This window comes from Sinorhizobium sp. 6-70 (assembly GCF_030124375.1).
Taxonomy (GTDB): domain Bacteria; phylum Pseudomonadota; class Alphaproteobacteria; order Rhizobiales; family Rhizobiaceae; genus Sinorhizobium.
Genome location: NZ_JASKLS010000025.1, coordinates 15,064 through 39,838, shown reverse-complemented (window position 1 = coordinate 39,838; position 24,775 = coordinate 15,064). Strand labels below are relative to the sequence as shown.

15 protein-coding genes and 8 pseudogenes are annotated in these 24,775 nt (G+C 59.1%); 9 read left to right on the top strand and 14 right to left on the bottom strand.

Translation table 11 applies throughout. From position 1 onward, the window contains the following. Window positions 1-594 precede the first annotated feature (594 nt). Window positions 595-769 (bottom strand): annotated as a pseudogene (locus QN222_RS29665) (transposase); the annotation flags it as partial. 656 nt (window positions 770-1,425) lie between these two features. On the opposite strand from QN222_RS29665, the gene QN222_RS29660 reads away from it, so the two are divergent. Beyond that, window positions 1,426-2,421 (top strand): ATP-grasp domain-containing protein, encoded by a 996-nt coding sequence (locus tag QN222_RS29660; RefSeq protein ID WP_283965799.1) that lies wholly within the window; start codon window positions 1,426-1,428, stop codon window positions 2,419-2,421. 1,265 nt (window positions 2,422-3,686) lie between these two features. Here the strand turns inward: QN222_RS29660 and QN222_RS29655 are convergent. Further along, window positions 3,687-4,922, bottom strand: coding sequence for an acetyl-CoA carboxylase biotin carboxylase subunit family protein (locus tag QN222_RS29655; protein WP_283965800.1), 1,236 nt, complete (start codon window positions 4,920-4,922; stop codon window positions 3,687-3,689). A 555-nt stretch (window positions 4,923-5,477) separates the two neighbouring features. Further along, window positions 5,478-6,178, bottom strand: a pseudogene (locus tag QN222_RS29650) (ATP-binding protein). 727 nt (window positions 6,179-6,905) lie between these two features. Between QN222_RS29650 and QN222_RS29645 the strand changes: the two are divergent. Continuing rightward, window positions 6,906-7,511, top strand: a pseudogene (locus QN222_RS29645) (transposase); the annotation flags it as partial. 328 nt (window positions 7,512-7,839) lie between these two features. Here the strand turns inward: QN222_RS29645 and QN222_RS29640 are convergent. Together QN222_RS29640 and QN222_RS29635 are read right to left on the bottom strand one after the other, a co-directional pair. Next, window positions 7,840-8,293 (bottom strand): annotated as a pseudogene (locus tag QN222_RS29640) (transposase); the annotation flags it as partial. A 104-nt stretch (window positions 8,294-8,397) separates the two neighbouring features. Next, window positions 8,398-10,053 carry an MFS transporter gene (locus tag QN222_RS29635; protein WP_283965497.1) on the bottom strand — a complete coding sequence of 552 codons (1,656 nt, stop codon included), beginning with the start codon at window positions 10,051-10,053 and terminating at the stop codon, window positions 8,398-8,400. Window positions 10,054-11,519: 1,466 nt separating this feature from the next. On the opposite strand from QN222_RS29635, the pseudogene QN222_RS29630 reads away from it, so the two are divergent. From QN222_RS29630 to QN222_RS29605, 6 genes and pseudogenes are all read left to right on the top strand, one after another. Beyond that, window positions 11,520-11,699: pseudogene (locus tag QN222_RS29630) on the top strand (nitrogen fixation protein NifX); the annotation flags it as partial. 6 nt (window positions 11,700-11,705) lie between these two features. Continuing rightward, window positions 11,706-12,194 carry a NifX-associated nitrogen fixation protein gene (locus tag QN222_RS29625; protein ID WP_283965499.1) on the top strand — a complete coding sequence of 163 codons (489 nt, stop codon included), beginning with the start codon at window positions 11,706-11,708 and terminating at the stop codon, window positions 12,192-12,194. Between the two features lie 23 nt (window positions 12,195-12,217). Next, the gene (locus QN222_RS29620) at window positions 12,218-12,421 is read left to right on the top strand and encodes a CCE_0567 family metalloprotein (RefSeq protein ID WP_283965496.1); all 204 of its coding nucleotides are present in this window, start codon (window positions 12,218-12,220) and stop codon (window positions 12,419-12,421) included. Then, window positions 12,418-12,735 carry a ferredoxin III, nif-specific gene (gene fdxB / locus QN222_RS29615; RefSeq protein WP_283965495.1) on the top strand — a complete coding sequence of 106 codons (318 nt, stop codon included), beginning with the start codon at window positions 12,418-12,420 and terminating at the stop codon, window positions 12,733-12,735. Before QN222_RS29620 ends, fdxB begins: the two co-directional genes overlap by 4 nt. Window positions 12,736-12,761: 26 nt before the next feature. Further along, window positions 12,762-13,016 (top strand): exopolysaccharide production repressor protein, encoded by a 255-nt coding sequence (locus QN222_RS29610; RefSeq protein ID WP_283965494.1) that lies wholly within the window; start codon window positions 12,762-12,764, stop codon window positions 13,014-13,016. Window positions 13,017-13,284: 268 nt separating this feature from the next. Continuing rightward, window positions 13,285-14,232 (top strand): annotated as a pseudogene (locus QN222_RS29605) (1-aminocyclopropane-1-carboxylate deaminase). An 18-nt stretch (window positions 14,233-14,250) separates the two neighbouring features. On the opposite strand, the pseudogene QN222_RS29600 reads toward QN222_RS29605, so the two are convergent. Continuing rightward, a pseudogene (locus QN222_RS29600) lies at window positions 14,251-14,451 on the bottom strand (transposase domain-containing protein); the annotation flags it as partial. A gap of 485 nt (window positions 14,452-14,936) precedes the next feature. On the opposite strand from QN222_RS29600, the gene QN222_RS29595 reads away from it, so the two are divergent. Further along, window positions 14,937-15,791 carry a recombinase family protein gene (locus QN222_RS29595; protein WP_283965498.1) on the top strand — a complete coding sequence of 285 codons (855 nt, stop codon included), beginning with the start codon at window positions 14,937-14,939 and terminating at the stop codon, window positions 15,789-15,791. Here the strand turns inward: QN222_RS29595 and QN222_RS29590 are convergent. From QN222_RS29590 to ectB, 8 genes and pseudogenes are all read right to left on the bottom strand, one after another. Continuing rightward, complete coding sequence (locus tag QN222_RS29590) at window positions 15,771-17,213, bottom strand: IS66 family transposase (RefSeq protein WP_336621050.1); 1,443 nt, start codon at window positions 17,211-17,213, stop codon at window positions 15,771-15,773. The two genes, QN222_RS29595 and QN222_RS29590, sit on opposite strands and share 21 nt — an antisense overlap. A gap of 74 nt (window positions 17,214-17,287) precedes the next feature. Next, window positions 17,288-17,518, bottom strand: a pseudogene (tnpB, locus tag QN222_RS30440) (IS66 family insertion sequence element accessory protein TnpB); the annotation flags it as partial. A gap of 122 nt (window positions 17,519-17,640) precedes the next feature. Then, on the bottom strand, window positions 17,641-18,648 hold the full coding sequence (locus tag QN222_RS29585) for a tyrosine-type recombinase/integrase (protein WP_283965493.1): 1,008 nt from the start codon (window positions 18,646-18,648) through the stop codon (window positions 17,641-17,643). Next, entirely contained in the window at window positions 18,645-19,577 is a 933-nt protein-coding gene (locus QN222_RS29580) for a tyrosine-type recombinase/integrase (RefSeq protein WP_284005751.1), read from the bottom strand. Before QN222_RS29580 ends, QN222_RS29585 begins: the two co-directional genes overlap by 4 nt. After that, entirely contained in the window at window positions 19,574-20,812 is a 1,239-nt protein-coding gene (locus QN222_RS29575; protein WP_283965376.1) for a site-specific integrase, read from the bottom strand. Before QN222_RS29575 ends, QN222_RS29580 begins: the two co-directional genes overlap by 4 nt. Window positions 20,813-21,058: 246 nt before the next feature. Beyond that, window positions 21,059-21,409 (bottom strand): transposase, encoded by a 351-nt coding sequence (locus tag QN222_RS29570; RefSeq protein WP_283965375.1) that lies wholly within the window; start codon window positions 21,407-21,409, stop codon window positions 21,059-21,061. 434 nt (window positions 21,410-21,843) lie between these two features. Beyond that, window positions 21,844-22,803, bottom strand: coding sequence for a cupin-like domain-containing protein (locus QN222_RS29565; RefSeq protein ID WP_283965374.1), 960 nt, complete (start codon window positions 22,801-22,803; stop codon window positions 21,844-21,846). A 460-nt stretch (window positions 22,804-23,263) separates the two neighbouring features. Then, on the bottom strand, window positions 23,264-24,535 hold the full coding sequence (ectB, locus tag QN222_RS29560; RefSeq protein ID WP_283965373.1) for a diaminobutyrate--2-oxoglutarate transaminase: 1,272 nt from the start codon (window positions 24,533-24,535) through the stop codon (window positions 23,264-23,266). Between the last annotated feature and the right edge of the window lie 240 nt (window positions 24,536-24,775).

Here is a 24,775-nt window from a genome sequence, read left to right as displayed (position 1 = left end):
CTTGGCATGCCCTCCGCTTATCATCACCGAGCCGGAAGTCGATCTCTTCGTGGAGCTCCTCACGGAGACGTTCCAGATTTTCGAGAGCGAACTCTGATGAAGCCCGCTTATGTTCATGCTGTATCCTGGTTGGATGCCGTTTCGGGGCGGCCCCTCCTTCCTTGCTTGGGGATAGGCTCGGCACTCCCGAGGAACCCACGTTGGCTTAGTGCCCGTGCCAAAAAAGTGATTTCGTCGGATTTGCGAGATTCGATGAAGATGACGATGGTCCGGGACTCATGTGGACGCCAGCCGCTGTGTAAGGAAAATTTGAACTTGTTGAGCGTATGATCGAGTGCGGACTCGTGCGCCTCCGTTTGCGGCCTTTCACATGCCGCGGGCCCGTATCGTGATGCGTGGATCAGGTCCAAATCTGAAACTGCGAACTCATGAGGCTCTAGTCCAGGGCTGGTTTTCCTGACCCCGATCGATCATTTGCCCATGAGGTTCCTGCCCCGAACGTGCCGGCTCAAGTGCGTTGCTGAATGATTATGTCCGCACCATCGCCGGATTCCTCTTTTTTCGCAAGCATGGCCCAGATGCCACGCGCCATCGTTGGCCCATCTTCGATGTCTTGCCCCCTTGCTTGCCACCGGTCGATTTCTGCAGCGGGCCCGAGCCCGGCGGCTAAACCTGGGCCGCGTTTGAAGGTCTCCACCGGCGGCGCGAAAGTCTCGATCGCCAGCGCGCCGATGGAGCCAACACGAGGCATGGTCTGCAAGCGCCGCGATGTTTCCGTTCCCTAGACAGGGCGTCGATCGTGCGCATTTTGGGCTGAAGGTCGGGAACGTTGGAGTTGTCAAATTCGAGGAGCGTCTCCGCGAGCTGGTCGACAGCATGGCTGATCTCCAGGCGATCATGGAGCAGCTGCTGACAACGAGGCGTAAACTGCTTTGAGGAATTCGCCCGGTTGCACAAGAAGGTACTGGACATCTCGCAACGATGACATGTGCCGGCCTCTGGTGACATCCCCGGTGTCGGTCTCGTCGTCTGGCGTTCACGAGCACCATCGACATGCCGCAGCGGTTCAAGAACTCGAGGCTGTTCGACCAATGCTGCGGTGACGCTGAAGCTTAACGAGTCGGGAGGCAAGCAAGCGTGTTGACTGTATATCGCTGTGCATTGACGCGATGATGCGAACGCTGCTTTACAGCCGTGTCCAGTTGAAAACATCTACGTTCGAACCCGACACACTGAGGGGCCCAGATTCCGCCGGCGCGGCCCGAAACCCATGGCTTCTCCTCTCATGCGCGCGCAGGTTTTCAGTGGCACGCCGATTGCATGGGAGACGGTGAAGGTGCGCAGAGCCCAGACGTGCTGTTCTCCTCGGGCAACCAAATCCGAGCGAATGAACGTGGCAGCGCACAAACATCCAAGGAGTAGCTCATGCGGGTGGCCGTCGTGTGGAACCATGATCGTACGGGCGTGATCAACCGGTTCGGTCAGCCTTGTCCGGAGGAAGACGCCCGCGAGACAGTCGAAAGGGTGGTGGCGGCACTGCAAGAAAGCGGCCACGAGACCCTGCTGTGTGAAGGCGATAAAGGACTGCTCACTACGCTCGAGCGGTTCATGCCGCCCGATCCGCAAGCCCGCCCTTCGGGAATCGTCTTCAACTTGGCGGAGGGCATTCAGGGCGAGTACCGTTACACTCACGTTCCGGCCATGCTCGAGATGGCCGGTGTCCCGTACACCGGATCTGGCCCGCTCGGGCATGGCCTGGCGTTCGACAAGGTCATCACCAAGAGGCTCATCCGCGATCGCGGCGTGCCGACGCCGGATTTTTGCGTGATGCGTCACGGCACGGAGAATACCGGCGACCTGCGATTCCCAGTGGTGGTGAAGCCGCGTCTCGAAGACAGCAGCCTCGGATTGCAGCTCGTACATGAACCTGCTCAGATGCGGCAGGCCGTGGAAGCGATCGTCACGCAGTATTCGCAGGATGCGCTCGTCGAAGAATACATCGACGGGCGAGAAGTCGCCGTCGCGCTGCTGGGAAACGGAGAACCCGAGGTGTTGCCTCTGGTGGAGCACGACTTCGGCGACCGCGAAACGCGTCTTATGACTTGGAAAGCGAAGTACGTGGCGGTCGAGGCGCCGCCGAAGATATGCCCGGCGCAAATAGGGAGTAGGCTTGCGACCGTGCTGCGGGATATGTCGGTTGCGACCTTCCATGCCTGTCAGTGCCGGGATTATGCCCGGGTCGACCTTCGGATCGATCGCTCCGGCCAGCCCTTTGTCCTGGAGATCAACTCCATCCCGGGGCTCGGTGCGCGCGCTTCTTATGTCCTGGCCGCGACGACGGCCGGATACAGCTTCTTGAGCTTGGTCAATCGCATCCTCGACGTCGCCCATACGCGGCATTTCGGAATCGGCATCCCGTAGCCCATCTTTCGCAACTCGAGCGTGGATACAGCGCAATGGAAGTAATAGAGAGGTGCCCGGAAACGCCTGTAGGTGCGGGGCGGCGATGGTTGCACCATGTTTTGCGCGCTTGGAGTGGGAGCCTAGGGGCGAGGAAGTCGGCGAAGGAGGCGCCGATTTGTCGGCATGTAGCGGCCATGGAGGCAATCACCTGCCACTTGTGGCGCCCCGCTCGGTCTTATTGCCGCGAGAGAGCATGCGACTGATGGCGGCGGGACACGGGCTCATGTTCGAGGAAGGTGAACAAGTAGTCGCACCGCTTGAAAAGCCTGGCGCAGCTTCTCCTCGACCGCTGCGGGCTCGGCATTCGTCCCTATCGAACAGACGCTCCGCACTGGCTTCGAGGGCTTGCTGCAGCTCACAACTTGGCTGGCGGATAGGCAGGCCAGTTCGGCTTTGAGCGCATGGGCGCCATGCAGCAGCGCGCGCAGGTCTTGCAGACAAGGGGATGCGCGCACTTCGGATCCTACACCGCCTCGCCGACCTCGATGTAAATTGTGGTGTGTCATTGGAGCTGCAGATGTAGGCGATTGATCACCTGCATCGTACCCGTCCGGTGAGCACCGACGGTAGCTGATCGTCATTTACCTGAGCGTACGCTAAACCGTTGCTCAGGCTCCGTTATGGACAATGAGGGCATCGTTGCTGTCAAAAGCAAGCGCTCCGGCACCTAGTGAAGCAACTCCGCCGACGCGGGTCGTCTTTGCATACGAAACGCCTTTTTGCCGCGCTCAAGATCACATGGACGTTCGCGTTCCACTCCTCAGAATCGAGCCCGAAAGGGTCCGAAAGCGCCTGTCGCAAGTTTAGTATTTCACGAGCACGGAACGGACGGCGTGCTGCGACGCATCCGCAAAATCACAGAAGATATTGAGTAGTCTACAATCCGCCTCGTTATCTTGGAACTTAGCCAAGTATACATCAGCGAGGTGAATAGTTGCCACTCTGCTTCCTGGGTCGTGTCCCGCCAAGTGGTGTAGCTCGGCGGTGGCGAAGCCGCTTGCGAGCGCGCCCTCGACAGCGCCGTAGGGAGCTAGCGGCGGAGCGGGTGGTCATCGATGTTCTCCGGTATGGGTCGGGTTGCTGACACCAACCTGATTCGAAGGAACCACCGATGTATCATCATCATCGACTTGCGTCTCTCCTGCTTTTAATTGCACCGATGTCCGGCGACCATCACCTCTTACCTGGCGCCACCTGCGCTGGTGTGGGTACGTGAGCGACACTTATTGTTCCCGTTCGCCAAGTGTCGGAAATGGTGTGATCGACCAACGAATTAAGTCGACGGCACGCTGAAGTGTCGCCTCGGTCTGAGCACGGCTGGGTGAGGCGGCGGTGACATGTCCGATCGTGTCTCGGTCATCGCCTTTCCTGACGATCGGCGCCTTGGGTTCAACATACAATTTGACCTCGACGACACCTGACACAGCAGCCGCCCGACTGTCGCCATCGATCCAATCGAGGTTGCCATCGCGATCAGGAAGTAGGTAGCGCGTGACCGCAGTGTGCGAATGCCTCTTGCGTAAATCCCATTCATCGCCGATGACGAGCTTAATGTGCTCGGTGATGAGATCGACACCGTAAGCCAGTTGAACCCGTTGAGCAGAGGCCCCACCCGAAAGACGCGGATTGACTTCGATAACGACTAGTCCATTCTTCGTCCACCTGAATTCAATGGCCGTGGGCCCCCAGCCAAGGCCGAGAGCTTGCAAACAGCTCAGCGAAATATCGGCGACGCGTTTATGCTCGGCCTCAGATAACGGGGCTGGAGAGGCACACTGACGAAAGACGAAATGCGGCGGAGAGCCGAAGTCAGCGTCGGAAATCCCAACGACCTCATTTCCCATTATGTCAGCTCTATAGTATGGGCCTTGTGCGAATTCTTCGACTAGTATCCTTGGCGAAGACCGCCAAATGTGTTTCCCGCCCAACAGATAGGCCGTATGTTCGGCTAACTCATCGACATTGCGGCACAATCGAACACCGCAGCTACCGCTGCCGACGGCTGGCTTAAGGATCACCGGCAGGCCGATCTCGGCGGCAAAGCTTTCAACCTCCGCCGCATTCGCTGCCAGGCGATAAGCAGGTATTGGAACTCCGCCCTCCGCGAGGAGCTGACGTTGAGTGAATTTGTCGCAGCATCGTTCAATAGATGCGGGGTTTGGTCCGGGTAGTCCGAAATACTGGCAGAGCTTGCCAACGGTCGCATAGACCTCCTCCTCGGCACCTGTAATGCCAGCAATGCCATGGGTCGCGCGCAGCCGGGAACACTCGCTGATCAGCGCATCGACATTATCCGTATCGACACGGATTTTCTCGATCCCTTCCGCCGCAAGATAGTCGTATTGAGCTGGATCAGCCGATAAGGTAATTGGATGCAGGCCAAGACGCCGAGCCGCTTGGATGTATCGCGGACCATTACCCGGATGGCCTTCGACTAGGATGAGCGCTCTTCTTTCCATTCGCTGTTGACCCTCTGTTACGTGCTGTGCGGCGGTCCGAGGGTAGATGGGCATCAGCTTCTATCCGTGCCTGACCTCAGACTTCGCGGTAAGGGTACCATCGTTGGCGATCTGCGGTCGCAAAGGTTCTGTAAATTTAGTTGAAGGCTTTGTTGCAACGTTTTGGTTGCCGGCGAGCGTCCCAACGATTTTCGCAGGGTTGCGATGTCTGCAGCGTCAGTTAACCAGTCAGTCATTCTGCTTTGCGTGCGCTGGGGCCTGCCTCAATCTTAGCTTGCGCGATCTGGAAGAGATGGCCTGCCATTGGAAGAGCGGCCTCAGGATCAAAGACATGGTCAGGAGCCGCTGGGTGTATCGCAAGCTCAGAGACTTCCGGGCCGGCATTAGTAAGTGATACCGACCCCCGGTGGATAGTTGTGACCATTTTTTGCCGATTCCGAGGGAGCCGCCCCTTTGTTCCGCGATGATTGCGCCCCCGTATTCCGGGATGATCTCGCCCCCTTGAGGCTGGGGTCCTGCTGGCTGTGGTTGTTGTTAGTTCATTCGTGTGACGAGTCAAGATTTCCGGCGCTGGTTTCGTCGCAGGCTTTCGCCAGATAGATCGATGCGGTGGCATTGTGAACGAGGCTGTCGAGGATGGCACCGGCATAGGTTGGATTGCCGATGAGCTCGTGCCAGGCGGACACCGGAAGCTGGCTGGTAATGATTGTCGAGCGGCGTCCGTAGCGAGCTTCGAGGGTCTCCAGAAGGTCGTGCGCGCCTGCTCGTTGAGCGCCCCCAGGCCCCAATCATCGAGGATCAGGAGCTGGACGCGCCCGAGGGTCCGCTGCAGTGTTGGATAGCGACCGTCACCGCGAGCAAGGCCGAGATTGGCAAACAGCCGTGGCACGCGCAGATAAAGAACGGAACGATCGTCGCGGCAGGCCTTGTGCCCGAGTGCACAGGCCAACCAGCTTTGCTGACGCCAGATGGCCGCAGATCGCGAGGTTGTCGTGGGCATCGATCAGTCGCCGCCAATCAACTTCATGAACAGCGCCCGATCGAGACCGCGGCCACTGCGATAATCGACATCCTCGCGCACGGCCTGGTGGCGCAGCTTGGCGAACCTGAGACGTGCGGCAAGCTTGCGATCGTAGCGCCAGCTCCACTCTCGCTCGAGCAGCAGCCCGAGCCATTCAGGATCGTTCGTTGAACGCTTTGGCGATGCCGGTCAGACCCATGGCATTCAATTTATCAAGGGTGGGATGGTCAAGCACATGTCGTCTCCTCAGTGGTAATAGCGGGGACCGGGATGTTGGCGTGGTGGATCGGTTCAGATGAGGTTGCACCTGATGAGCGATTGCCCCATTGGATACCCCCGTTGCAGGCATTTCACGTGCCGAAGTGTGACTGTCGACCATCACATGAGGGAAAGCCGCGTCTCGAGGCAATCTGACGCGGTATCGCCTGCCTCGTCGCGCGTCATGGACGAGATTGCGTTGGACCCCCAGTGCACTGCGATCGTCCAAGGCTTCGGCCCGGTGGTCGGCCGCTACGCTCGCGAGGCGAGGCGTCAAGATCATCGGCGTTAGCGACCACACGGCGGGCCCATTTTGTCAGGAAGGGCTTGGCTGTCCATCGCTCGAGCACTAGCCTTAGGGGGCAAAAGGTGACCGGGTTCAGACGGATATGAGAAGGAGCCTCGAAAAGAGTCGGGATTTGCGAAGCTGGACTCCCTTCGGGGCAAGTGCGGCATAGTAACTTGTCCGCATTAACGCCGGTATAATGCGTTTGAGCGTTCGAGTGCTAGCCAAAAAGGCTCTCGGAGACCTATGCGCGAGCATCATTTCCTTTGCGGTTCAAAAGAGGCAGCAATCGATCCTGACCAGTTGCTTCCAACTTGCGATATTCTCGTGCCAGCATCGGTGGCCCGCCTTTTCGTGCGATTGAAAGACGAGGGTTGCTCGGATGGGCCGAGCGGATCCTTACACACGGAGGCGAGCCATGGGGGAGTATAACGCAGCGTTTGTCGCGTCAAGAAGAAGCACGCGGTGGCGATTGCAGGGGGCGGCCGGTCGGGCGAGGTTCGGTTCGTCGGCGAGATCGAGAATGACCCTGCGACGATAGAGCGGACGATCAACCTGGGAAAAAAGTATGATCGACTGCACGTCTGCTTCGAGGCCGGGCCGACGGGTTAGGGGTTGTACCGTCAGGTCCGCGATCTTGGGCACGACTGCATGGTGGTCACGCCGGCCCTGATCCCGAAGCGGTCGGGCGAGCGAGTCAAGACGAACCGACGGGACGCGGTCACGCTGGCGCGGCTGCACCGAGCGGGCGAGCTGACCGTGGTATGGGTGCCGGACGTCGTCCACGAGGCTGTCCGCGATCTGGTCCGGGCTCAGGAAGCCAGCGCCGACGACCTGCGCCGCAAACGCCAGCAACTACTCTCTTTCCTCCTGCGCCATGGGCGGATCTACGAAGGCGGCGGCCATTGGACATTGGCGCACCGGCCGCTGGCTTGCCCGCCAGAGCTTCGAGCATACGGCGCAGCAGATCGTGCTCCAGGAGAAGATCGACGCGATCGAGGACGCGGCTCAGCGGCTACGCCGCCTGGACGAACAGTTGCGCGCCATTTGTCGGCTAGTCTCTCATGTTCCCTGTCAAGGCTGAAGGCGACCGGCATCGGCCACTTGGCGCGAGCGTGCGAAGCAGTCGGATTGGCTGAAGCTGCACCGGGCCGGGGGTGGAGGTCAGAGACGACGGTTGATCAGACTCTCATCCGCGGGTCGGGTACCGGCTTCCGTGTCTTCGTCTCGGGGCTGTCCTCGGTCTAGAGGGCGGGCGTCGAGCGGATTGGCTCGGCCCCGTAACTAGCGACGGGAGTTCCCCACCGTGGCCCACCCCGGCCTGTGCAGCGGGCTGGGTCGAAACTCGTCAATGACGGTACGACCTCCTGCCCGATAGCCCAAAGGCGGCGATCTCGCGCGCGATCGCGGCCACGATCACCGGTGGTTTCTTGCCGGCGGCGTTGAGGCGAGGATAGCAAGCGCAGTGCCTGATTTGCGCCTTCCAGGCGATGTCGCGGACAGCCTTGGGCAATCCCTCGAGCCGAACCCTCAGAGCCTCGCTGACCCTGGCTGGGTAGCGATAAGTCCAGGCCGCTTCGACCAAGGCGCGGCGGGCGCGTCGATTGCCGCGAGCGTGAGGCTCGACCGGCGGACCGTGTCACCGGTCGAGCGCTCTCCCGGAACCAGACCGAGGAAGGCCATCAACGGTGGCGGACTATCGAAGCGGCGCACATCCCCGATCTCGGCCGTGAAGATCACCGCGACCAAGAACGAGGCGCCGCGCATCGCCTGATAGGCCTCGACGAGCGGCGCCATGGACCAGGTTGGCACATGTCCGCCCGGAACATGGCGTCTAGGGCGGGCAGGTATCATCTTCCTGCCACCGCTGGTAGGGGAAAGGATTGCTTGCCCCCGCACTTGTGAGGAGATCAACGGTGGGGAAAAAGGAGGCTCGATTGCTCGGCTTTGCGAGCGGGGCCTGTCGGTCGCTCGATCAAAAGCGTCGTTTGGGGCGGAAGCTCTCCCTCGTGTAATTGAAGGACACGTTCGTCAAGCTGCTTATCCGCAGTCGTGAGGCGATAGTTGAGGCGAAGGTAGTCCGTCCAAGTCGGCGTTCGGAATGTTTCTGTCCATTGCGACGGCTCCTGAAGGTTGCGTTGGAGCGTCCAATGCCGAGCACCGACGCGGCTCTGCACGTGCCGACGTTCGCGCATGAGCTCCAGGAAAGCTTCTTCACTTTCCTCGGGTACCAGATACTCAACCTTGACCACGATGGGACCACTTCTTGGCTTCAGATCGAGGGCGACAGCCGGGGTGTTGAACTCCTCCAAAGGATCAGGCTCTGATTCGCGGCGCTCGCGAAGAGGAAACAGAAAACCGGCTGCAGCGACAAGCAGCAGGGCTGCAGCGGAGCCCTCCAGCGCCACGGTTAGAGAATAGTTCTGGGTCACCGTGCCCCACACCCAACTGCCCGCCGCGATGCCGCCATCTACTAGTGCGTAGTAGATCGAGATGGTGCGCCCCACGACCCATCGCGGGCTCGCCAACTGCACACTCACGCCAAGCCGGGACCAGGCGGTGACCCAACCCGCGCCCCCCACGGCGAGTGCAATTGCCGCCACTGCAAGCGAAGAGCTCAGCGCAAGGGAGAGGGAGCACGCCGCGCAGGCGACGCAGGAGAGCTTCATCAGCCATTCCTCAGACAAGATCCGTCTGAGCATGTTGTTGGAGAGGCCGCCGAAGACCGCGCCGGTCCCGAACCCGGCCATGAGCGTGCCAAAGGCGAGCGGCCCTCCCGCTAACTGGTCTCGGACAACCAAGGGCAGCAGCGCTAGAATGGCGGTGCTCGCCAGTCCGAAGAGTGTCCCACGAGTGGTCGCGGCCTTGATCTCGGAAGACATTGCCGTGAAGCGCAGCCCGTCATAGATCGCAATTCTCATCGACTCACGCGGGAGAGGTAAGGAACGAACCTTCCACGTGCAGCGCCATATGGTGCCCAGAGGTACCAGGTAGCTGAGTGTCGTCACGGCGAGAGCCGACACAAGCCCGAACGAGGCAACCACGATGCCGCCGAGCGCCGGGCCCACGGTCCGTACGGTGTTGAAGCCGACAGAGAGGAGGGTAACGGCAGCGGGAACATCGCGTCGGTCCACGATATCGCCAACCGAAGCTTGCCAGGCGGGATCGTTGAGAGCTGCGCCGCATGCGACTAAGAAGCTGAAGCCGAGGATCATCCACGGATCGACAAAGCCCAGCGCAACAAACGCGGTCAGCATTGCAGATGCTATAGCCATAAGGCACCGAGCGGCGAACATGACCCTGCGACGGCTGAAATTATCGGCAATTGCCCCGGCGAAGACAGAAAGGATGAACGCAGGCAGCGTCGATGAAGCCGGTACGAGCGCGACCATCAGATCGGAAGTCGAGACTGTGGCCATCAGCCAGCTGATGGCCACAGTCTGCATCAGCCAACCAAGGCTGGAAACCTGCATGGCTAACCAAATCGAACGAAAGGCCGGGTTCCTGAGCGGCGCAAACGTGGTCGGCGATATTGGATCCGGGCCTGCGCCCGCCATCTTGCTCATCTGAGTCCTCACCTTCCCTTTCGGTCCCGTTGACTCACATCTTCGCCCAAGCGATGGCGTTGGGCAGGTGAAAGGATCAGGTTCATCTCTTCCCAAAGCTCCGCATGTTCTTCTTTGCGCGACCATCCTTATGGTCGACGAATGACTTCTTTTGGAAAAGAAGACCTAATGAGCATTTGAGCGCCAAATCGCCTCTTCCAGAATCCGCATCGTAAGCGCGCTTAGATTCGATCGGTATTCGATGAGGCGCAGCCTCCACTTGACTACCCAGCGGTCGCGCAGCGCTGTCGTCCGACAGGGTTAAGCGTGTGCTACAGAATCGCAAGGGCCGCGGCCGCCGCCGCAAAACGATTCCTGGTCGCCCATAATGGCTGATCTTCCCTCTCGCCGCCGCATCCTGACGGCGGATTCGGTGTAATCAGCATCACCGGCCGAATTGATCGGCTCGCACAGTGGTAAATTGCCAGTCGAACTCTCACTTATCAATCTGCCCCATCATCGCTACCCTGGAAGTGAAATGGATTGGATACCGGAACGGCCGTGATACCATCAGCCTCTGGTGATAACAGCTTCATGAACACCTTGAAAGTCGAGGATGTCTGCGTTGCCGGGTACCACAGCTCGCCGATTTGCCTAACGGCTGCCGAGTTTCACCGAACAGATCTACTTTTGAAGCGGCCAAACTCAGCACTCGGCCATCGATCGCCAGAGGAGGAACCCATCTCGCCCAACAGGCGGCTTAGCACTGCTTTGACAGATTTTTTGGATGCAGCTGCATTTTGAGGATTGAACGAGGCCTCTGGCGCGCGGCATTGGCGGGACGGTTTGTGGCTGAGCTGCTGTTTTGCTGTTGGAGTGCAATCCTGAGAACAGGAGCAATAAGATGGCCGAGATGAACCGCTTCGACTGCGCATGATCGAGGGCATGACGATCCGCAATCTGTCGCCGGCCACGCATGACGCTAAAGGTGCACGCGGTAGCGAAGTTCTCCCGCTACATTGGCCGATCCCCGGACCGGCTTGACCTGGAGACGTTTGCGCGATCAACAGATCGCTCGTGACGACGAGATTTGACACTCACGCGATCCGACGCCTTTGTCGCCTTGTCGGATCCGCGACACAGGTTTGTTCAGACTGTTAGACTGAGACTAAACAGCTGAAAAACAAGACCGAATTCTTCCGTTGGCGTGATCGGCCCGAAGTGGCATGGGATTTGAAGCGCTTCGTTCCGAGGCGGCGCGAGCCGATGACCGGCATTGGTGTAGCGCGCTGGAGGCGCACTGAGACATACCGCTTTTCGAGGACTCCGTCTACGGCATCACCGACACCTCGGAAGCGCTCCCGCAGATCGCGGGGTTGCTTGTGAAGAAGGACGCCGATGCGGAGCTCATCGAGCGCACAGAGACACTCATCCCAGAGGAGGAGGCGATTGCGTGGAAGAGGCTAGAAGCATACCGGCCGAGGTGGCCCTCCACAGCCAAAGTTGTCTCGGCAAAAGTCCATCCGATCAAAGTGCCGCAGCCTCAGTCCATCGAAGACGTACTGTCGCGAGGCCAGACCATGCTCAAGACGTCGCCTCCGCCCTGGCTGCGCAAGGTGCTGACGGAAGCAGGTGCCGCAAAAAAGCAATCCTTCGAGAATGAGGACCGAACGATGACAACACCGTCGGATACCGCGGTCATCCGTGCTGAGAACGCGGACGAGACGACCCTTGCCACCCCGTTCGTCAAATGTCTCATCCGCCTGATCCGCGCACAGGACACCTATAGAATCTGGGAAGACAAATCCGATGCCGACCTACTCGCCGACTTCATCGTCACGAAGGAGCGGCATCGTGAGATCCCGACCATCGGCGATCCCGATCCGGACGTGCTGTGGAGGCTCCAGATTTTCTACACCTGCGCGGCGCTTGCGATCGAGGAGCGCTCCGGGCTGCTTGCATCATCGACCATCATGATCAGCCCTGAGGGCTCCGGTCGCGTCGTTCTCACGACCGGCCGATTGGTGGTTCTGTCGAAGACCATGCGCGAGGTCCGTCGGTTCGGCTTCGACACACTTGGCAAACTCGCTAAGGCGGGTGCGAAACTGGTAGACGATGCGATAGCCGCCATCGAAGCCCATCCTGACGCTGCACGGGCCTGACCCAGGTTTCGAGGAACGAGATCATGCCAGACCTTGAAGAACTGAGGAAGAAAGTCCGCAAACTGCAGTCGCGCGCCGGGACTGCGAAGATGGAACTGCACGAACTCGCCGAGGACCTTCCAGTCAACTGGAGCGAGGTCAAGGCGGTCGCCAAAAGAACGTTCGATGTCTTTGCGGAGCCGGACGCTGCGAAGAGAGAGCTCAGCGCGTTGGAGAACTCAGGATGACGAGCCCTTTTCTTACCCGCGACGGCACGAACTGGATGCCCGAATATCTGACTGTTATCGATGGCACGACCTGCATTGGCTGCGGCCGCTGCTTCAAGGTCTGCTCGCGCGAGGTCATGCACCTTTATGGCATCGATGATGCGGGCGAAGTCCTCGGCATCTGCGACGACGAGGACGACGACTTCGATGGTGAGCTCAATCGCATGATCATGGCCGTCGACCAGGCCGGCCGCTGCATTGGTTGCGGAGCCTGCGCTCGGGTCTGCCCGAAGAACTGCCAGACCCATGTTGCGGCTGACAAGGATACTGTCTGATCTAATGCCAAACCAGGAGAACGGCGTTGCCCCTCAGAGTCTTCTGTAGCGTCCTGGCACTTTTCCTTTGCACTAACGCTCTCACGGTCTATTTCTTCTCCCATTCCATTCGCCAGGTAATCGTCGCAACGTTGGTTGGTTGTCTGCTTCTTCAGGTAGCTTATTTCGGGAGTGTAATCTTTCTGATCTGGCGGTCCAGCTGCGATCAGAGAGATGCCCAGAGGTCTGAGCATTTCCGTAAATGCCAGACAGCTCGCCATCGGTCTCCTCCGGCTCCGTGACAGATAGGGCTTAGATCCGCGCCAATTTGGCTCGGTGGAGATGGAGCTAGGCGTTGAAGGGACATGACCTGCCAGAGCGACCGGTTTCAAGTCATTCACCAATGCATAGCGACATGTAGCTTTTCGGTTTCCATAGGCGTTGCTCTCTTCAACGTAGCACGCCGGTGTGCAAGGTCGCGTCGTTTCCCGGCAGAGGAAGGCGCTGGAAGAAACGGGGTCTTATGGAAATCGGAAAGCGGCTGACTTCAATCAGAACACTGGAGAGAACATGCTGGAAAGGTTCGGTCGCTACCCGCTTACCTTTGGACCTGCGCCGATCGGGAAGCTTGAACGCCTCGGCAAGCATTTAGGGGGAAAGGTTGAAATCTATGCCAAATGTGAGGACTGCAATTCTGGGCTGGCGTTCGGCGGAAACACGCTGCGCAAGCTAGAAGATATCATCCCGGACGCGATCGCGTCGAAAGCATACGCTTGTCTCCATCGGCGGAGTGCAGTCCAACCACACGCGGATGGTTGCCGTCGTCGCCGCTTGGTACAGGAGAGCTGGGTGCCACATGAGGATGCCGTCTACGACCGAGTCGGAAACATTCTCTTGAGCCGGATCATGGACGCAGAGGTGCGGCTAGTTGATCAAGGCTTTGACATCGGCAGTTGTCGCAGGCGCTCGATGAAGTCAAGCAAAGGGGCAGTAGGCCGGGGCCTCAGTTCACAAATATGGCGGCCTTGGGTACGTCGGGTTCGTGGAGGAGGTGCGCGCCCAAGAGAAAGAGCTTGGTTTTGCCTTCGACTACATCGTCGTTTGCACTGTGACTGGCTCTATGCAAGCCGGGATGGTCGTCGGCTTCGCCAAGGATGGCAGACAGCGAAACGTGATCGATGCCTCCGCGACCCCCGGCCATACAAGGCGCAGGTGCTAACAAGTGGCCCAACATACCGCAAAGCTTGTCGAGCTCGGCACGGAAATCACCGATGATGATGTGATACTTCTCGAGGACTACGCCTACCCATGTCATGGCATTCCGTCCGAGGAAACAAAAGCGTCGGTCCGCCTGTTTGCGCGGCTTGAAGGCATGATTACGGATTCTATGAGGGCAAATCCATGCAAGCAATGATCGCCCTCGTCAATGAAGACTTCTTTCCGGAGAGCTCGAGGACCCTCTACGCGCATCTAGGCGGCGCGCCCGCGATCAACGGTGCAGCTATATATTTCGCGTAAGCGACAAGCTAGGGCCGTTCAGGCCGCGTAGTTCCACGGCATGAGGGCGTCAATTTCGCTGCTGGGCCATCCATTTGCAAGACGCTCAAGTGTCTGGGTGAGCCAAGCTTGGGGATCGACGGTATTCATCTTTGCCGTCTGGAGGAGCGTCGCGATCGTCGCCCAGGTCCTGCCGCCGCCGTCGCTACCAGCGAAGAGGCTATTTTTCCTGGTGATGGCCATCTACCGAACATTCTGCCCATGTCGGGCGAGAAGTTGTCGTCCACTATCGCTGGCATCCCTATTTCGGTCGTCGTCTGCGGCTGCACTATAGCGAGAACCGTAAGAAGGGGCAGTTTGTCCACGTTGAGGTCATGCCCGGCGTTGTGACGGCGATCGCAGCCTGGATGCTCGATGCGGCGTGCTGTGCTGGCATGGAATTGGGGACGCCTCGGGTCTCATTGCCGGCCCTTGTGGATCTGGATGACCTTTTACAGCGCCGCGGAATGCGGCGACCCTGTTCCGGCGAACCGAATCTCGTCGAGGAACCCCAAGATGCCCGACCCGGTATTTTCGCCTTCAACCGCATCAGCGCCAGCTCCTGATCTCCTTCGAACCGCCGCGCCTTCTCGGCCTCCCAGCGAGCGACCGACGGCGGCTGGTGTCGAACCTTGCCACGCTTCTCATCGAGGCGGCCACTGGCATGAAGGAGGAGGAACGGAATGATGACGACCGTTGAGATCCTTCCTCCCACCATCCCGCAGCGGAAAGCCATTGTTTACGTGCGGCAGTCGAGCCCAGGTCAGGTCGAGAACAACCCCGAGAGCCGTCGCCGGCAATATGAGCTCGTTGACGTCGCACGCCATCGCGGCTTCCGCACGGTTGAGGTCATCGACGATGATCTCGGGCGATCGGCCAGTGGAATGGTTGCTCGTCCGGGTTTTGAGAAGCTGGTAGTGGCATTGTGTGCCGGTGAAGTCGGGGCTGTCCTTTGCTTCGACGCGTCACGCCTGGCACGCAATGGTCGCGACTGGCATCATCTTCTCGAGCTTTGTGGCCTTGTGGAAGCAAACCGGGAGGTCGTTCTGACCATTCACTGGAAGGGTGGACAACATTCGGTTCTGCGTGTGCGCAAGCCCAAAACCGGCGAACACGGATGCCAGACGCCTGACCAGGCGCTTGCCGTCATGAAGCAAACGGCGACCCGTTATTCCGACGATGATATCGCCGCTACGTTGAACCGAATGGGCGTTCGAACGGGTCAAAACAAAACCTGGACTGCGCACCGTGTCAGCTCCATTCGCAGGGTTCAGGGCATTCATGCTTTCCGGCCCGCCGAGAAAGATGGGCAGTGGCTGACCATGAAAGAGGCCGCTAAATGCTTGGAAGTGACCAGCCACGTCATTCGCCGCCTTATTGTTGATCGCATTTTGCCCGCTGAGCAGGTCGTCCCGGGTGCCCCATGGCAAATCGAAGCCTGTCATCGTCAAACACAGGACGTACTCAAAGCCATACGTAGCAAGAGCGGCCCGTATCGTGCCGAAGCGCAAAAGCAAATATCAATGTTTCCAGATACTTGAAGAAGAGGGGTACAATGAATCAACGTTTGCCTGGGGTCTGATAGCTCGCTCGACAATGTTGGAATCGAACTCGACGCGACCGTCGGTCAGGAAGCGCTCGAAGATGTCGCGACGCGAGATGGCATACCGGAGCGCCTCGGCGAGTTTGGATTTTCCGGAGACCCGCGGCAGGGTCGCCTGCCAAAAAGTAAAGAGATCGCGCACGATCGCCATCGACTTTTTCTGACGCGCTGCGGCACGAGATTCAGTACTTTGGCCGCGGACGGTTTCCTCGATCTCCCAGAGCTTTGCCATCCGCTCGACCGTTTCTGTGGCGACTTTCGAGCTTTTCGCAACGTGCAACTCGTAGAACTTCCGTCGGCTGTGCGACCAACAGCCAGCCAAGACAACGCCGTCGTTGCCTCCATCCTTGCGGACAAGCTTGCTGTAGGCACCATACCCATCGACTTGCAAAATGCCGCGATAGCCGCTGAGGTGCCGTGCAACGCACTCGGTCGCTCGACTGTCCTCGAAGCGATAGGCCACCATCGGCGGGCTGTTGCCTCCGAAGGTCCGATCGTCTCTGGCATATGCCCATAGCCACGCTGTCCTTGCCGACCCGGACCCAGGCGCAAGTGTCGGCAAGGTCGTTTCGTCGGCAAAGATCCGCTCGGCCTTCTTGATCTCGTTCAGGATGTGATCGGCGAGGATGTCGAGCTCGAACCCCAGCTTGCCCATCCATTGGGCCATAAGCTTGCGGTCAAGTTCGACCTTGTCACGCGCGTAGATGGTTTCCTGGCGATAGAGTGGCAGGCCGTCTGCATATTTGGACACGGCGATCTGGGCCAGAAGCGCTTCTGTTGGAATGCCGCCTTCGATGATGTGGGCCGGAGCCGCGGCCTGGATGACGCCGTCCTCGTTCCTAAAAGCGTATTTGGGACGACGCGTGACGATGACACGGAACTTAGCTGCGACGACGTCCAGCCGTTCGGAGACGTCTTCTCCGATCCGGATCTTCTGCTTGCCCGCGTGTTCGGGCAACTCTTCCGGCTCGATCACGACCTCGACGCGCTCAAGATGAGGCGCGAAGCCCTTGCGTGGCCGCGGTGCACGTTTGCCACCCGCATTCCCGCGGCCTTTCGTGACCTGGGCCTTGATCGCGGCAATGCCGGTCTCGATCTCCTCGAAGACAAAGGCGTGCTGCTCGTCATCGACTGTAGATGTTGCAAGCTTTTCCGAACGTCGGCCAAAGCGGGCCGGATCGAAGGCCTTCAGGATCTGCGTCAGCCGCTCGATGCGCTCATCGGCGTCAGCGTTACGGGCCTGGAGGTCATCGACCTGCTTTTCCAAAGCCTCGACGCGGGCTGCCTTTTCGGCCATGGCAAGAACCATGGCTTTCGGTGCCTCAACATCATCCGGAAGCTCAAGATCGGGGCGCGTCATGGGCATGATCAGAGCATATTTCGCCGTGACCCGCCCGCGGTTTCAGCCCCCTGATTCACTTCGCCGCAGCGGTTCTACCCAACAATCTCGGGAGGCTTGACCGGCGTCGATCGCACCCGCTTCCAGTCCATCCCGTCGACCAGAGCCAGGAGCTGGGCATGGTTGAGTTGGACCCGGCTGTGGCCGATGCGTGGCCAGCAGAACTGCGCTTTCTCTAACCGCTTGGCATAGAGGCAAACCCCGGATCCATCCCACCAGACGATCTTGATCCGGTCCGCCCGTTTGGCCCGGAAGACATAGAGCGCACCGTTATACGGTTATGTGGTGCGCCACATAACCGATGTTATGTGCCGGGCGAGATTATGTGGCGGATCCGTCCGGCGCCAGCCGAGGCCCGTCTAATCTGGAATTCTCCGCCACATAATACTCAGATACTGTTCAGTAGTTGCAGCACGGCGTCATTTGGTCGGAAACGGACGCCAAGATCGCCGGCGACTCCAGCCTTCTCGAGACCTTTACGCATCATCTCGACATCGGCGGCGGCATAGCGATGGGTTGTAGCGACCTGTGCGTGCCCGAGCCAGGCTTGGATCGTCAGAAGGTCAACGCCCGACTGGAGGAGCTTCATGGCCAGTGAGTGTCGGAAGATGTGCGGCGATATAGGCTTTTGGGCCAAGGCCGGCCTGATGGTCACGGCCTGGGCCACGGCTCGCCGCACGATGTGGGTTGCTCCGAAGCGCGTCAGGCGCTCGTTGCGGGCGCCGACGAATATCGGTCGCGGCTCGTGGTTCGCGATTCCGTGTTCGGCCAACAAGGTTGTCAGTGCTCTCGCCAGATCCTGAGGAATGGGGATGACGCGGTCTCTGCGCCCTTTGCCGCGCAGCAGTACTTGCGGGTGCGACCGTTCCAACTGAAGGTCGTTCGCGTTGACGCCGGTAGCTTCGGAGACCCGCGCGCCGGTCCGTGCCAGGAACAGTAGAAACGTGCGGTCACGCCGACCACGGGACGTCCTTGGATTGGGCGCCTCGATGAGGGCGTCCACTTCGGCCTTGGTGAGGTGGTGCGTCACCTCGATGTGCGCCCGCTTTATGGGAATCGTCAGCACGCGTTGGGCGACACCGAAGGACGCCGGATCGGCGGCTGCGACATGGTGGAAGAACGATCGGATCGCCGCTAGGCGGGCGTTGCGCGTGGCGATGGTGTTGTTCCGCTTCTCCTCGAGTTCGTCGAGAAAGGCGAGAATGAGGTCTCGATCGAGCTCCTCGAGCACCAACGCAGCCGGCTTCTTCCGCAACCGGGTGGCGGCAAAGAGGATGAGCATGCGCAAGGCGTCGCGATAGCTGGCCATGGTCGCGGGAGTCGAATTGCGTTGTTTGGTCAGGCGCCGGCGAAAGTAGGACTCCAAGAGCGGCGCTAGGAGTAAGTGTTCACTCATGCTGCGCCTCCATCGAGGAAAGCGCGCTCCGCCGCCATGGCGAGAAGATCCACCGAGCCAGTGAGGTAATAGGCTGTGTCACTGTAGTTGGCGTGGCCGAGATAGGTGGCGAGCACCGGGAGTAGCGCCTGGTCGTTGGCGCGTTGTTGATGCCAAAGGCTCATGCGGGTCACGGCAAACCGGTGCCGCAGATCGTGCGGCCGCAACGGCTTGCCGTCATCAAGGCCGGCGAACTTGCGGACCTGAGCAAATCCGCTTTGCAAGCCAGTCGCCGAGAGGCGGTTGCCACGAGAGCTGAGGAAGAAGGCCTGGTGCTTGGGACTGGGAAAAGCGGCATCGCGCTCACGGGCATAGCGGCGAAGCGCTGTTTGGGTCGTCGTGTGAACCGGAACGAGACGATCCTTGCGGAACTTCGTCTTCCGAACCAGAAGAACCCCGTTGGTCAGATCGACATCGGCACGATCAAGCCTGACCACTTCCCCCGATCGCAGTCGCGAGCTTGCTAACAGTCCGATCAGCGTCGCCATCGTCCGCCCCCTGAGAGGGATGCCTGGCGAAATGCGGGCGCATGCGTCGATGAGCGACGCCAACTCTGCCTCGCTGAGGATCCGTGGAGGCGGAATCGCCCTGGATCTGGGAAAGGCTCTGCGCTCCAAGGCTTCGGTTTGGGCGTCATAGACAGCGAGATACTCGTAGAATCGGCGGAGCACGCCGTGACGAGTAGCGCGGCTGTTGGCGGCGCCGCCGAAGGACAGGACGAAGTCCAGCGCCATCGTCCGGGTGGCGGGCCCGTCGAATTGAGTGCGTTCAACGTAGCGGACGAAAGCGCGCAACGTACCGGCTTGTTTGCTGAAGGCATAGCCGAGCGAGTGGCGCAGTTCGATGTAACGCTCGACCTTCTCGCCGAGGAATCGGGCAAAGGCGGTCATGCAGCGCCTCCCGGAAAGGGGAGTGCGACCTCGGCGAGTTGCGAGGCCGCAACCTTTACGTACAGCGCCGTTGTGTTGATGCTCCGGTGACCAAGAAGATCGGCGACCTCGTTGATTGGCCTTCGCTGCCCGACAAGCTGAGTGGCGAGGCTGTGGCGCAGGAGATGTGCACCTGCGACCCGCCCGAGTTCGACCCCGCCATGCCGCAACCGCTTCCTCACGATCCTTGAAACAGGCGCCGCAGACTTGAACGGTCCCACCGGCGGCGTGAACGACAGGAACAGATACGGACTGTCCACCTTCGGTCGAGCGCGCAGGATGTAGTCGACGAGCGCCGCGCCGGTCTCCTCGAGGAGTGGCACCACCCGATCACGCTTGCCCTTGGTACGCCGGATAAAAACCTCGCCAGTACGCCAGTCGATATCCTGCAGCCGAATGGCGCGTAACTCGCCGTTGCGAATGCCCGTGGTGGCGAGCAGCAGCAGGACGGCTCGATCGCGGATAGCGACCGGCGTCGTTGGGCCGATCGCATCGATTGCGCGCCGAACGTCACCCCATGCAAGGCGCGGCGGGAGATGCGCCAAACGCCAATACGGCGTTCTCGGGACGATGCGGGCAAGATCTTGGTGATGGTGGCCAGCCCAATATAAAAACCGAAGAAATGTTCGAATGTGAGAAGTCGCTGCCGTGCGGGTGCCGGAGGTCGCCGATAGCGACAGCCGATGCTCGACAGCAGCAAGCACGTGCTCAGCTGTCAACGCCTCAAGACTTTGGCCGGGGTGGTGATGGCGCAACCAATCCAGAAAGCGGCGGCCGCCCAGAAGAACGCCTTCGCGGGTCTTCGGCTCCAGGCCCCGTACCCTGCGCAGATAGTCCGAAAAGGAGGCCAGAAGCGGAGCATCCGGATTATCCTCTTCACTTGAAACGGAAATAATGAACCGCTCCGGAGCCACTCGCCGTGCATGTGCCAGAGCCGATACTGCCCCAATGCGCGGAGTATCAGTAGCAAACGCGCCCAAATAGCTGTCGATGACATCTTGATGGATCGGCATCGGACCACAGCGCGTCAAGGCAAACTGGCTAAAACGCGCAATCCGGCTCAGGTAAATCTTGGCGGACGCTCGCTTATAACCGAGCGTGAAGAAATGCTCCGCGAGGCGATCCATCTCGCCACCAAGCGCACCACTACGCAGGCGCTTGAGCACCCCACGATACGAGAAATAGAACTCGAGCATGTTGTCCCTCCGAATAGCGGCGCGGGGGAATCCCGCACCCATCCCAAGAGGCACGAAATATTATGTGGCGGAGAATTCCAGATTAGACGGGCCTCGGCTGGCGCCGGGACAGATCCGCCACATAATCTCGCCCGGCACATAAGAACGGGTCATTGCCGGCATCGCGCACAAGCGACAGTAAGCTGTCCGGGCCTTTGCGGAAGTCGATGGGATGGCTCGCAAGAAAGACTTTCACGCCCGAAGGGATCATGCCGATCGCACCGCCGGGATAACGCGCCGTAGGTGCGCTTCATCGATATCTGCGCCAGCCCGGACAACGATGTCGCCGATGACAAGCTCGATCACCGCTCTCGCACCAACCGGCCCAGCTTCCACCCCAACAGCCGGATCAGCCGCGAAGGATCGTTGTCCGGCACGAGCATCACGACGCCAGCCAAATAGTTGTGATGGATGTATGCCCATACGATGTGCAATCGCTGAAACGCTTGCGCCAGGCTCCATCGCCTCAGCCACAACCCGCTCCTTGAATTCATCGGACCAGCGCCGCCGAAACTGCCGCGGCGCACCCTCAAGCCGTTCCGGAACGAGTTCGATCATATGGACGTTTCTAGTTCCAGAGCTAGGCGCAGACATAGAAGCTCACAGTTTGTGAATCGTCTGTCCGCAATACAGGCGCCTGCGCTACCGGCGCCAGATGGGGTCAGCTTGCCGCTTACTATTTCGCAAGGGCTGACGCGAGATAACCGTGGGGCCAACCTGCGTGCGGGCTCGCGGGATTAAAATGCCAGCGTGAGCGGGCCCAAGATGAACACAGACGGCTGATTGTCGACACTCGCAGCAATGACGACCACGCCGCATCTGGGCGAGAAGGCGCTGCATCCTGTGATCGCCAGAACGCCCTGGACTTCATGGCCCGTATGGTATCAAGCCCGTCAAAGCACCGCTCCAAGCGCCACGAGGCTTGGCTCCCGACGTAAAGTTCAGGGCTTCATGCCAATCCTTCAGCTCGCGGCTCTCTGCGACTATCCCTTTCAACTTACATAACTCAAGTATGGGCGGTACAGCGGAAACGTGATGTCTTCAGGGATTTCGGCGGATACGCCCAGCGCCGTGATCGCATTGTAGTAGACAATTTCTGCCGGCATTCCTTTGTTCGACTGTGCCAACGCATCCAACACGCTGTGTTTCGTGTGAAAATCGATATTGAAGGAAATCGAAGTTGATAAGCTGCGAACGTGGTGGAGGGTTCCCGGTGGCATATACAGCATGTCGCCAGCGCTTACGGTGATGACTATGGGTGTCGCTTGCTCGTACTCCGGAAAACGCACATAGTCCGGTTGCTCGGGGTCCACATCAAACCACCTCCACCCGCGGCGCCCACAGCACGTAGCCTGGCTAGGTGGGAGAATGGTGAACTGCTTGTCGCCGTAAATCTGGAAGAACAGGTTGTGACTAAGCAGGGTGTCAAAGTGGAGCGGAGTAACGGTGCCCGCCGGGCCCATGAAGAACTGCGAATAGCGCCACCAATGCCGACGGTACCAGGGAGTGAGGTAATCTCCAGGAAAGGGCTGGCAGTCCTCTGCCAGGCTTTCCACCAGGCCCAGCAGTGGGATATCGTGGCAGTACGGAACTGCTCTTGGGTTCAAGGTCGCTCCATCCGCGCTCGGCAGCTGCCCTGTGAGGAACCGCGTATACTCTGAGAGCTTCCAAGAAGAGAGCTTAATTTCGCCGTGATCAAGCGTCTTCACCGGTATCGTGAGTTCTCCGGCAATCTCATTAAAATACTGGGGTGACCAGCGCCAGCAAGCGCTCCAAGCCGCGCAGCCGCTACGTAGGAGAACCGGCCGCATTGCATCCCGGTACTTGGTCGCAAAGTCACCGTCCGAGAGCTCTGTTACAGTAGGAACTGATGACCAACCCGAGTCTTCCAGAGACGACAATGAGTAATCGTGTGGCGCTTGGGTCGATGTTGCGAATTTGACTTCGGTCATTTCTCATGCCCTTCTCAGGTTATGTATTCAGATTTCCAGACTCCGACGACCGCATTTCTGGTGAGTAATCGACTGTTCCGGCCCGGCTAATTGCGGCGCTACGGCGCTTCAATGCTACACTTTCACTACCATGCAAGTGCTTGTGCGCCCGGCCGCCTATCGAGTGCATTGTGCTCCTGCCATCTTGTGGGAATCATAACTTCTGCGAGAACTCTCGTGCTTGTCGATGTCCTGATATTTGCAGTCGGCAGGATATGGGAAAGTCGTCGGGATGGTAACTATCAGTCTTTGTAGGCCTTTCAAAATACCGGTCGCCGGGGAACGGCTGCGCCACAGCTCGAACGAATCGCACCTTGTTTCATCGGGGACGGCGGAATTTACACAATGAACAATTCGCCAGCGGACCATAAGACGGTCCTCGCTAAACGCTTTATCGCGCTTACATGGCAGTCGATCCGGTTTAGCCGCTTGCGTGCACGGCCTTGTCCAGAATGTCCAGACCACGTTGAAGCGTCTGCCCGTCAATGGTCAAAGGAGGAAGAAGTTTGATAACGTGGCCTTCCGCACCGCATCGCTCTATCACGAGCCCATCTTCAAAGGTCTTGTGGGCAATCTTCTCTGCCACTCCACCGGTGCCGCAATCAAGCCCCCACATCATGCCCCTTCCGCGCACGGACAAGCTGTCTCGGTTGTTTTGAGCGATCTGCCAAAGGCGCTCGTTTATCACGCGTCCTGTCTCTGTAACACGCGCCGACAGCTTTTCATCCGCCCAGTATTTTCTTAATGCAGCAGTCGCCGTCACGAGCGCAAGACTGTTGCCTCTGAAAGTTCCAGTGTGTTCGCCGGGTTGCCAAACGTCAAATTCAGGTTTGAGCAACACAAGGGACAGGGGCAGCCCGCTGCCGCTGAGAGATTTCGACAAAAGAACGATGTCTGGAGATATACCCGCAAATTCAAAACTGAAAAAACTGCCCGTTCGTCCGCAGCCTGCCTGAATATCATCAACAATCAGGAGCATGTCGTTCTTTCTGCAAAGCCGCTCAAGCGACTGCAGCCACTCTTTGCTCGCGAGATTAATGCCTCCCTCGCCTTGTATGGTTTCGAGAATGATTGCTGCCGGTAGGTCAACACCACTGCTCGAGTCAGCAATTGCCCTGGCCAGATAGTCCGAAGTGTCATTATCGGTTCCCCAGTACCCGTCGTAAGGCATGAAAACCCCACCGCTCGGAGGAAAACCTGCTGCACCTCGGTAGTATCGATTGCCGGTTACCGCCAGCGCCCCCAAGCTCACGCCATGATAACCGTTGGTGAATGAAATTATACTGTGCCGCCCAGTAGCCTTCCGCGCGAGTTTCAAAGCAGCCTCTACGGCATTGGCACCAGTTGGACCGGAAAACTGAAATTTGTATGTCAGACCACGGGGACGCAATATCGTGGTTTCAAAGTACTCCATAAACTCTCTTTTGACTGACGTGGCCATGTCCAACGCGTGGATGATGCCGTTTGCTTGCAAATACTCTATCACATCATTGAGAAAATAGGGGTCGTTGTGCCCGTAGTTAAGGACGGCCGCGCCAGAGAGAAAATCGATAAACTCACGACCTGTCTCGTCTTCGAGAATGGCTCCTGCGGCCTTCTTGAAGACAACAGGAAAAGAACGCGAATATGACCGCACGCGCGACTCGAGGGTTTCGAAGGCAGATAGCGAATTGAACCTACTCTCTTGAAGCATAATCTTCCTCCATCAGAGCGATGAGACCGCGGCCGCCCGCGTATACTCTTGAACCTGCGAGCTCGAAGCTTGTAAGGAGCAGTTTCCCTCATCGGAATGCCAGCGATGACGCCTCTATTTTAGCCTGCAATCTGGGCCAGTACGCCCTACATGGGATGGTAGTATCGTTACAAGCCGTTCTTTGGTGTTCGCTTATTTCAACAAGGAGTCGAACAAGGTACTTCCACATCGTGATCGGTG

Bases quoted from the DNA above. Each gene is read 5' to 3' on its own strand.
- QN222_RS29565 (WP_283965374.1), bottom strand. From the start codon at position 22,803: ATGACCGAAGTCAAATTCGCAACATCGACCCAAGCGCCACACGATTAC.
- fdxB (WP_283965495.1), top strand. From the start codon at position 12,418: ATGACGAGCCCTTTTCTTACCCGCGACGGCACGAACTGGATGCCCGAA.
- QN222_RS29585 (WP_283965493.1), bottom strand. From the start codon at position 18,648: ATGAGTGAACACTTACTCCTAGCGCCGCTCTTGGAGTCCTACTTTCGC.
- QN222_RS29660 (WP_283965799.1), top strand. From the start codon at position 1,426: ATGCGGGTGGCCGTCGTGTGGAACCATGATCGTACGGGCGTGATCAAC.
- ectB (WP_283965373.1), bottom strand. From the start codon at position 24,535: ATGCTTCAAGAGAGTAGGTTCAATTCGCTATCTGCCTTCGAAACCCTC.
- QN222_RS29620 (WP_283965496.1), top strand. From the start codon at position 12,218: ATGCCAGACCTTGAAGAACTGAGGAAGAAAGTCCGCAAACTGCAGTCG.
- QN222_RS29595 (WP_283965498.1), top strand. From the start codon at position 14,937: ATGACGACCGTTGAGATCCTTCCTCCCACCATCCCGCAGCGGAAAGCC.
- QN222_RS29575 (WP_283965376.1), bottom strand. From the start codon at position 20,812: ATGCTCGAGTTCTATTTCTCGTATCGTGGGGTGCTCAAGCGCCTGCGT.
- QN222_RS29625 (WP_283965499.1), top strand. From the start codon at position 11,706: ATGACAACACCGTCGGATACCGCGGTCATCCGTGCTGAGAACGCGGAC.
- QN222_RS29580 (WP_284005751.1), bottom strand. From the start codon at position 19,577: ATGACCGCCTTTGCCCGATTCCTCGGCGAGAAGGTCGAGCGTTACATC.
- QN222_RS29635 (WP_283965497.1), bottom strand. From the start codon at position 10,053: ATGAGCAAGATGGCGGGCGCAGGCCCGGATCCAATATCGCCGACCACG.
- QN222_RS29590 (WP_336621050.1), bottom strand. From the start codon at position 17,213: ATGACGCGCCCCGATCTTGAGCTTCCGGATGATGTTGAGGCACCGAAA.
- QN222_RS29570 (WP_283965375.1), bottom strand. From the start codon at position 21,409: ATGATCGAACTCGTTCCGGAACGGCTTGAGGGTGCGCCGCGGCAGTTT.
- QN222_RS29655 (WP_283965800.1), bottom strand. From the start codon at position 4,922: ATGGAAAGAAGAGCGCTCATCCTAGTCGAAGGCCATCCGGGTAATGGT.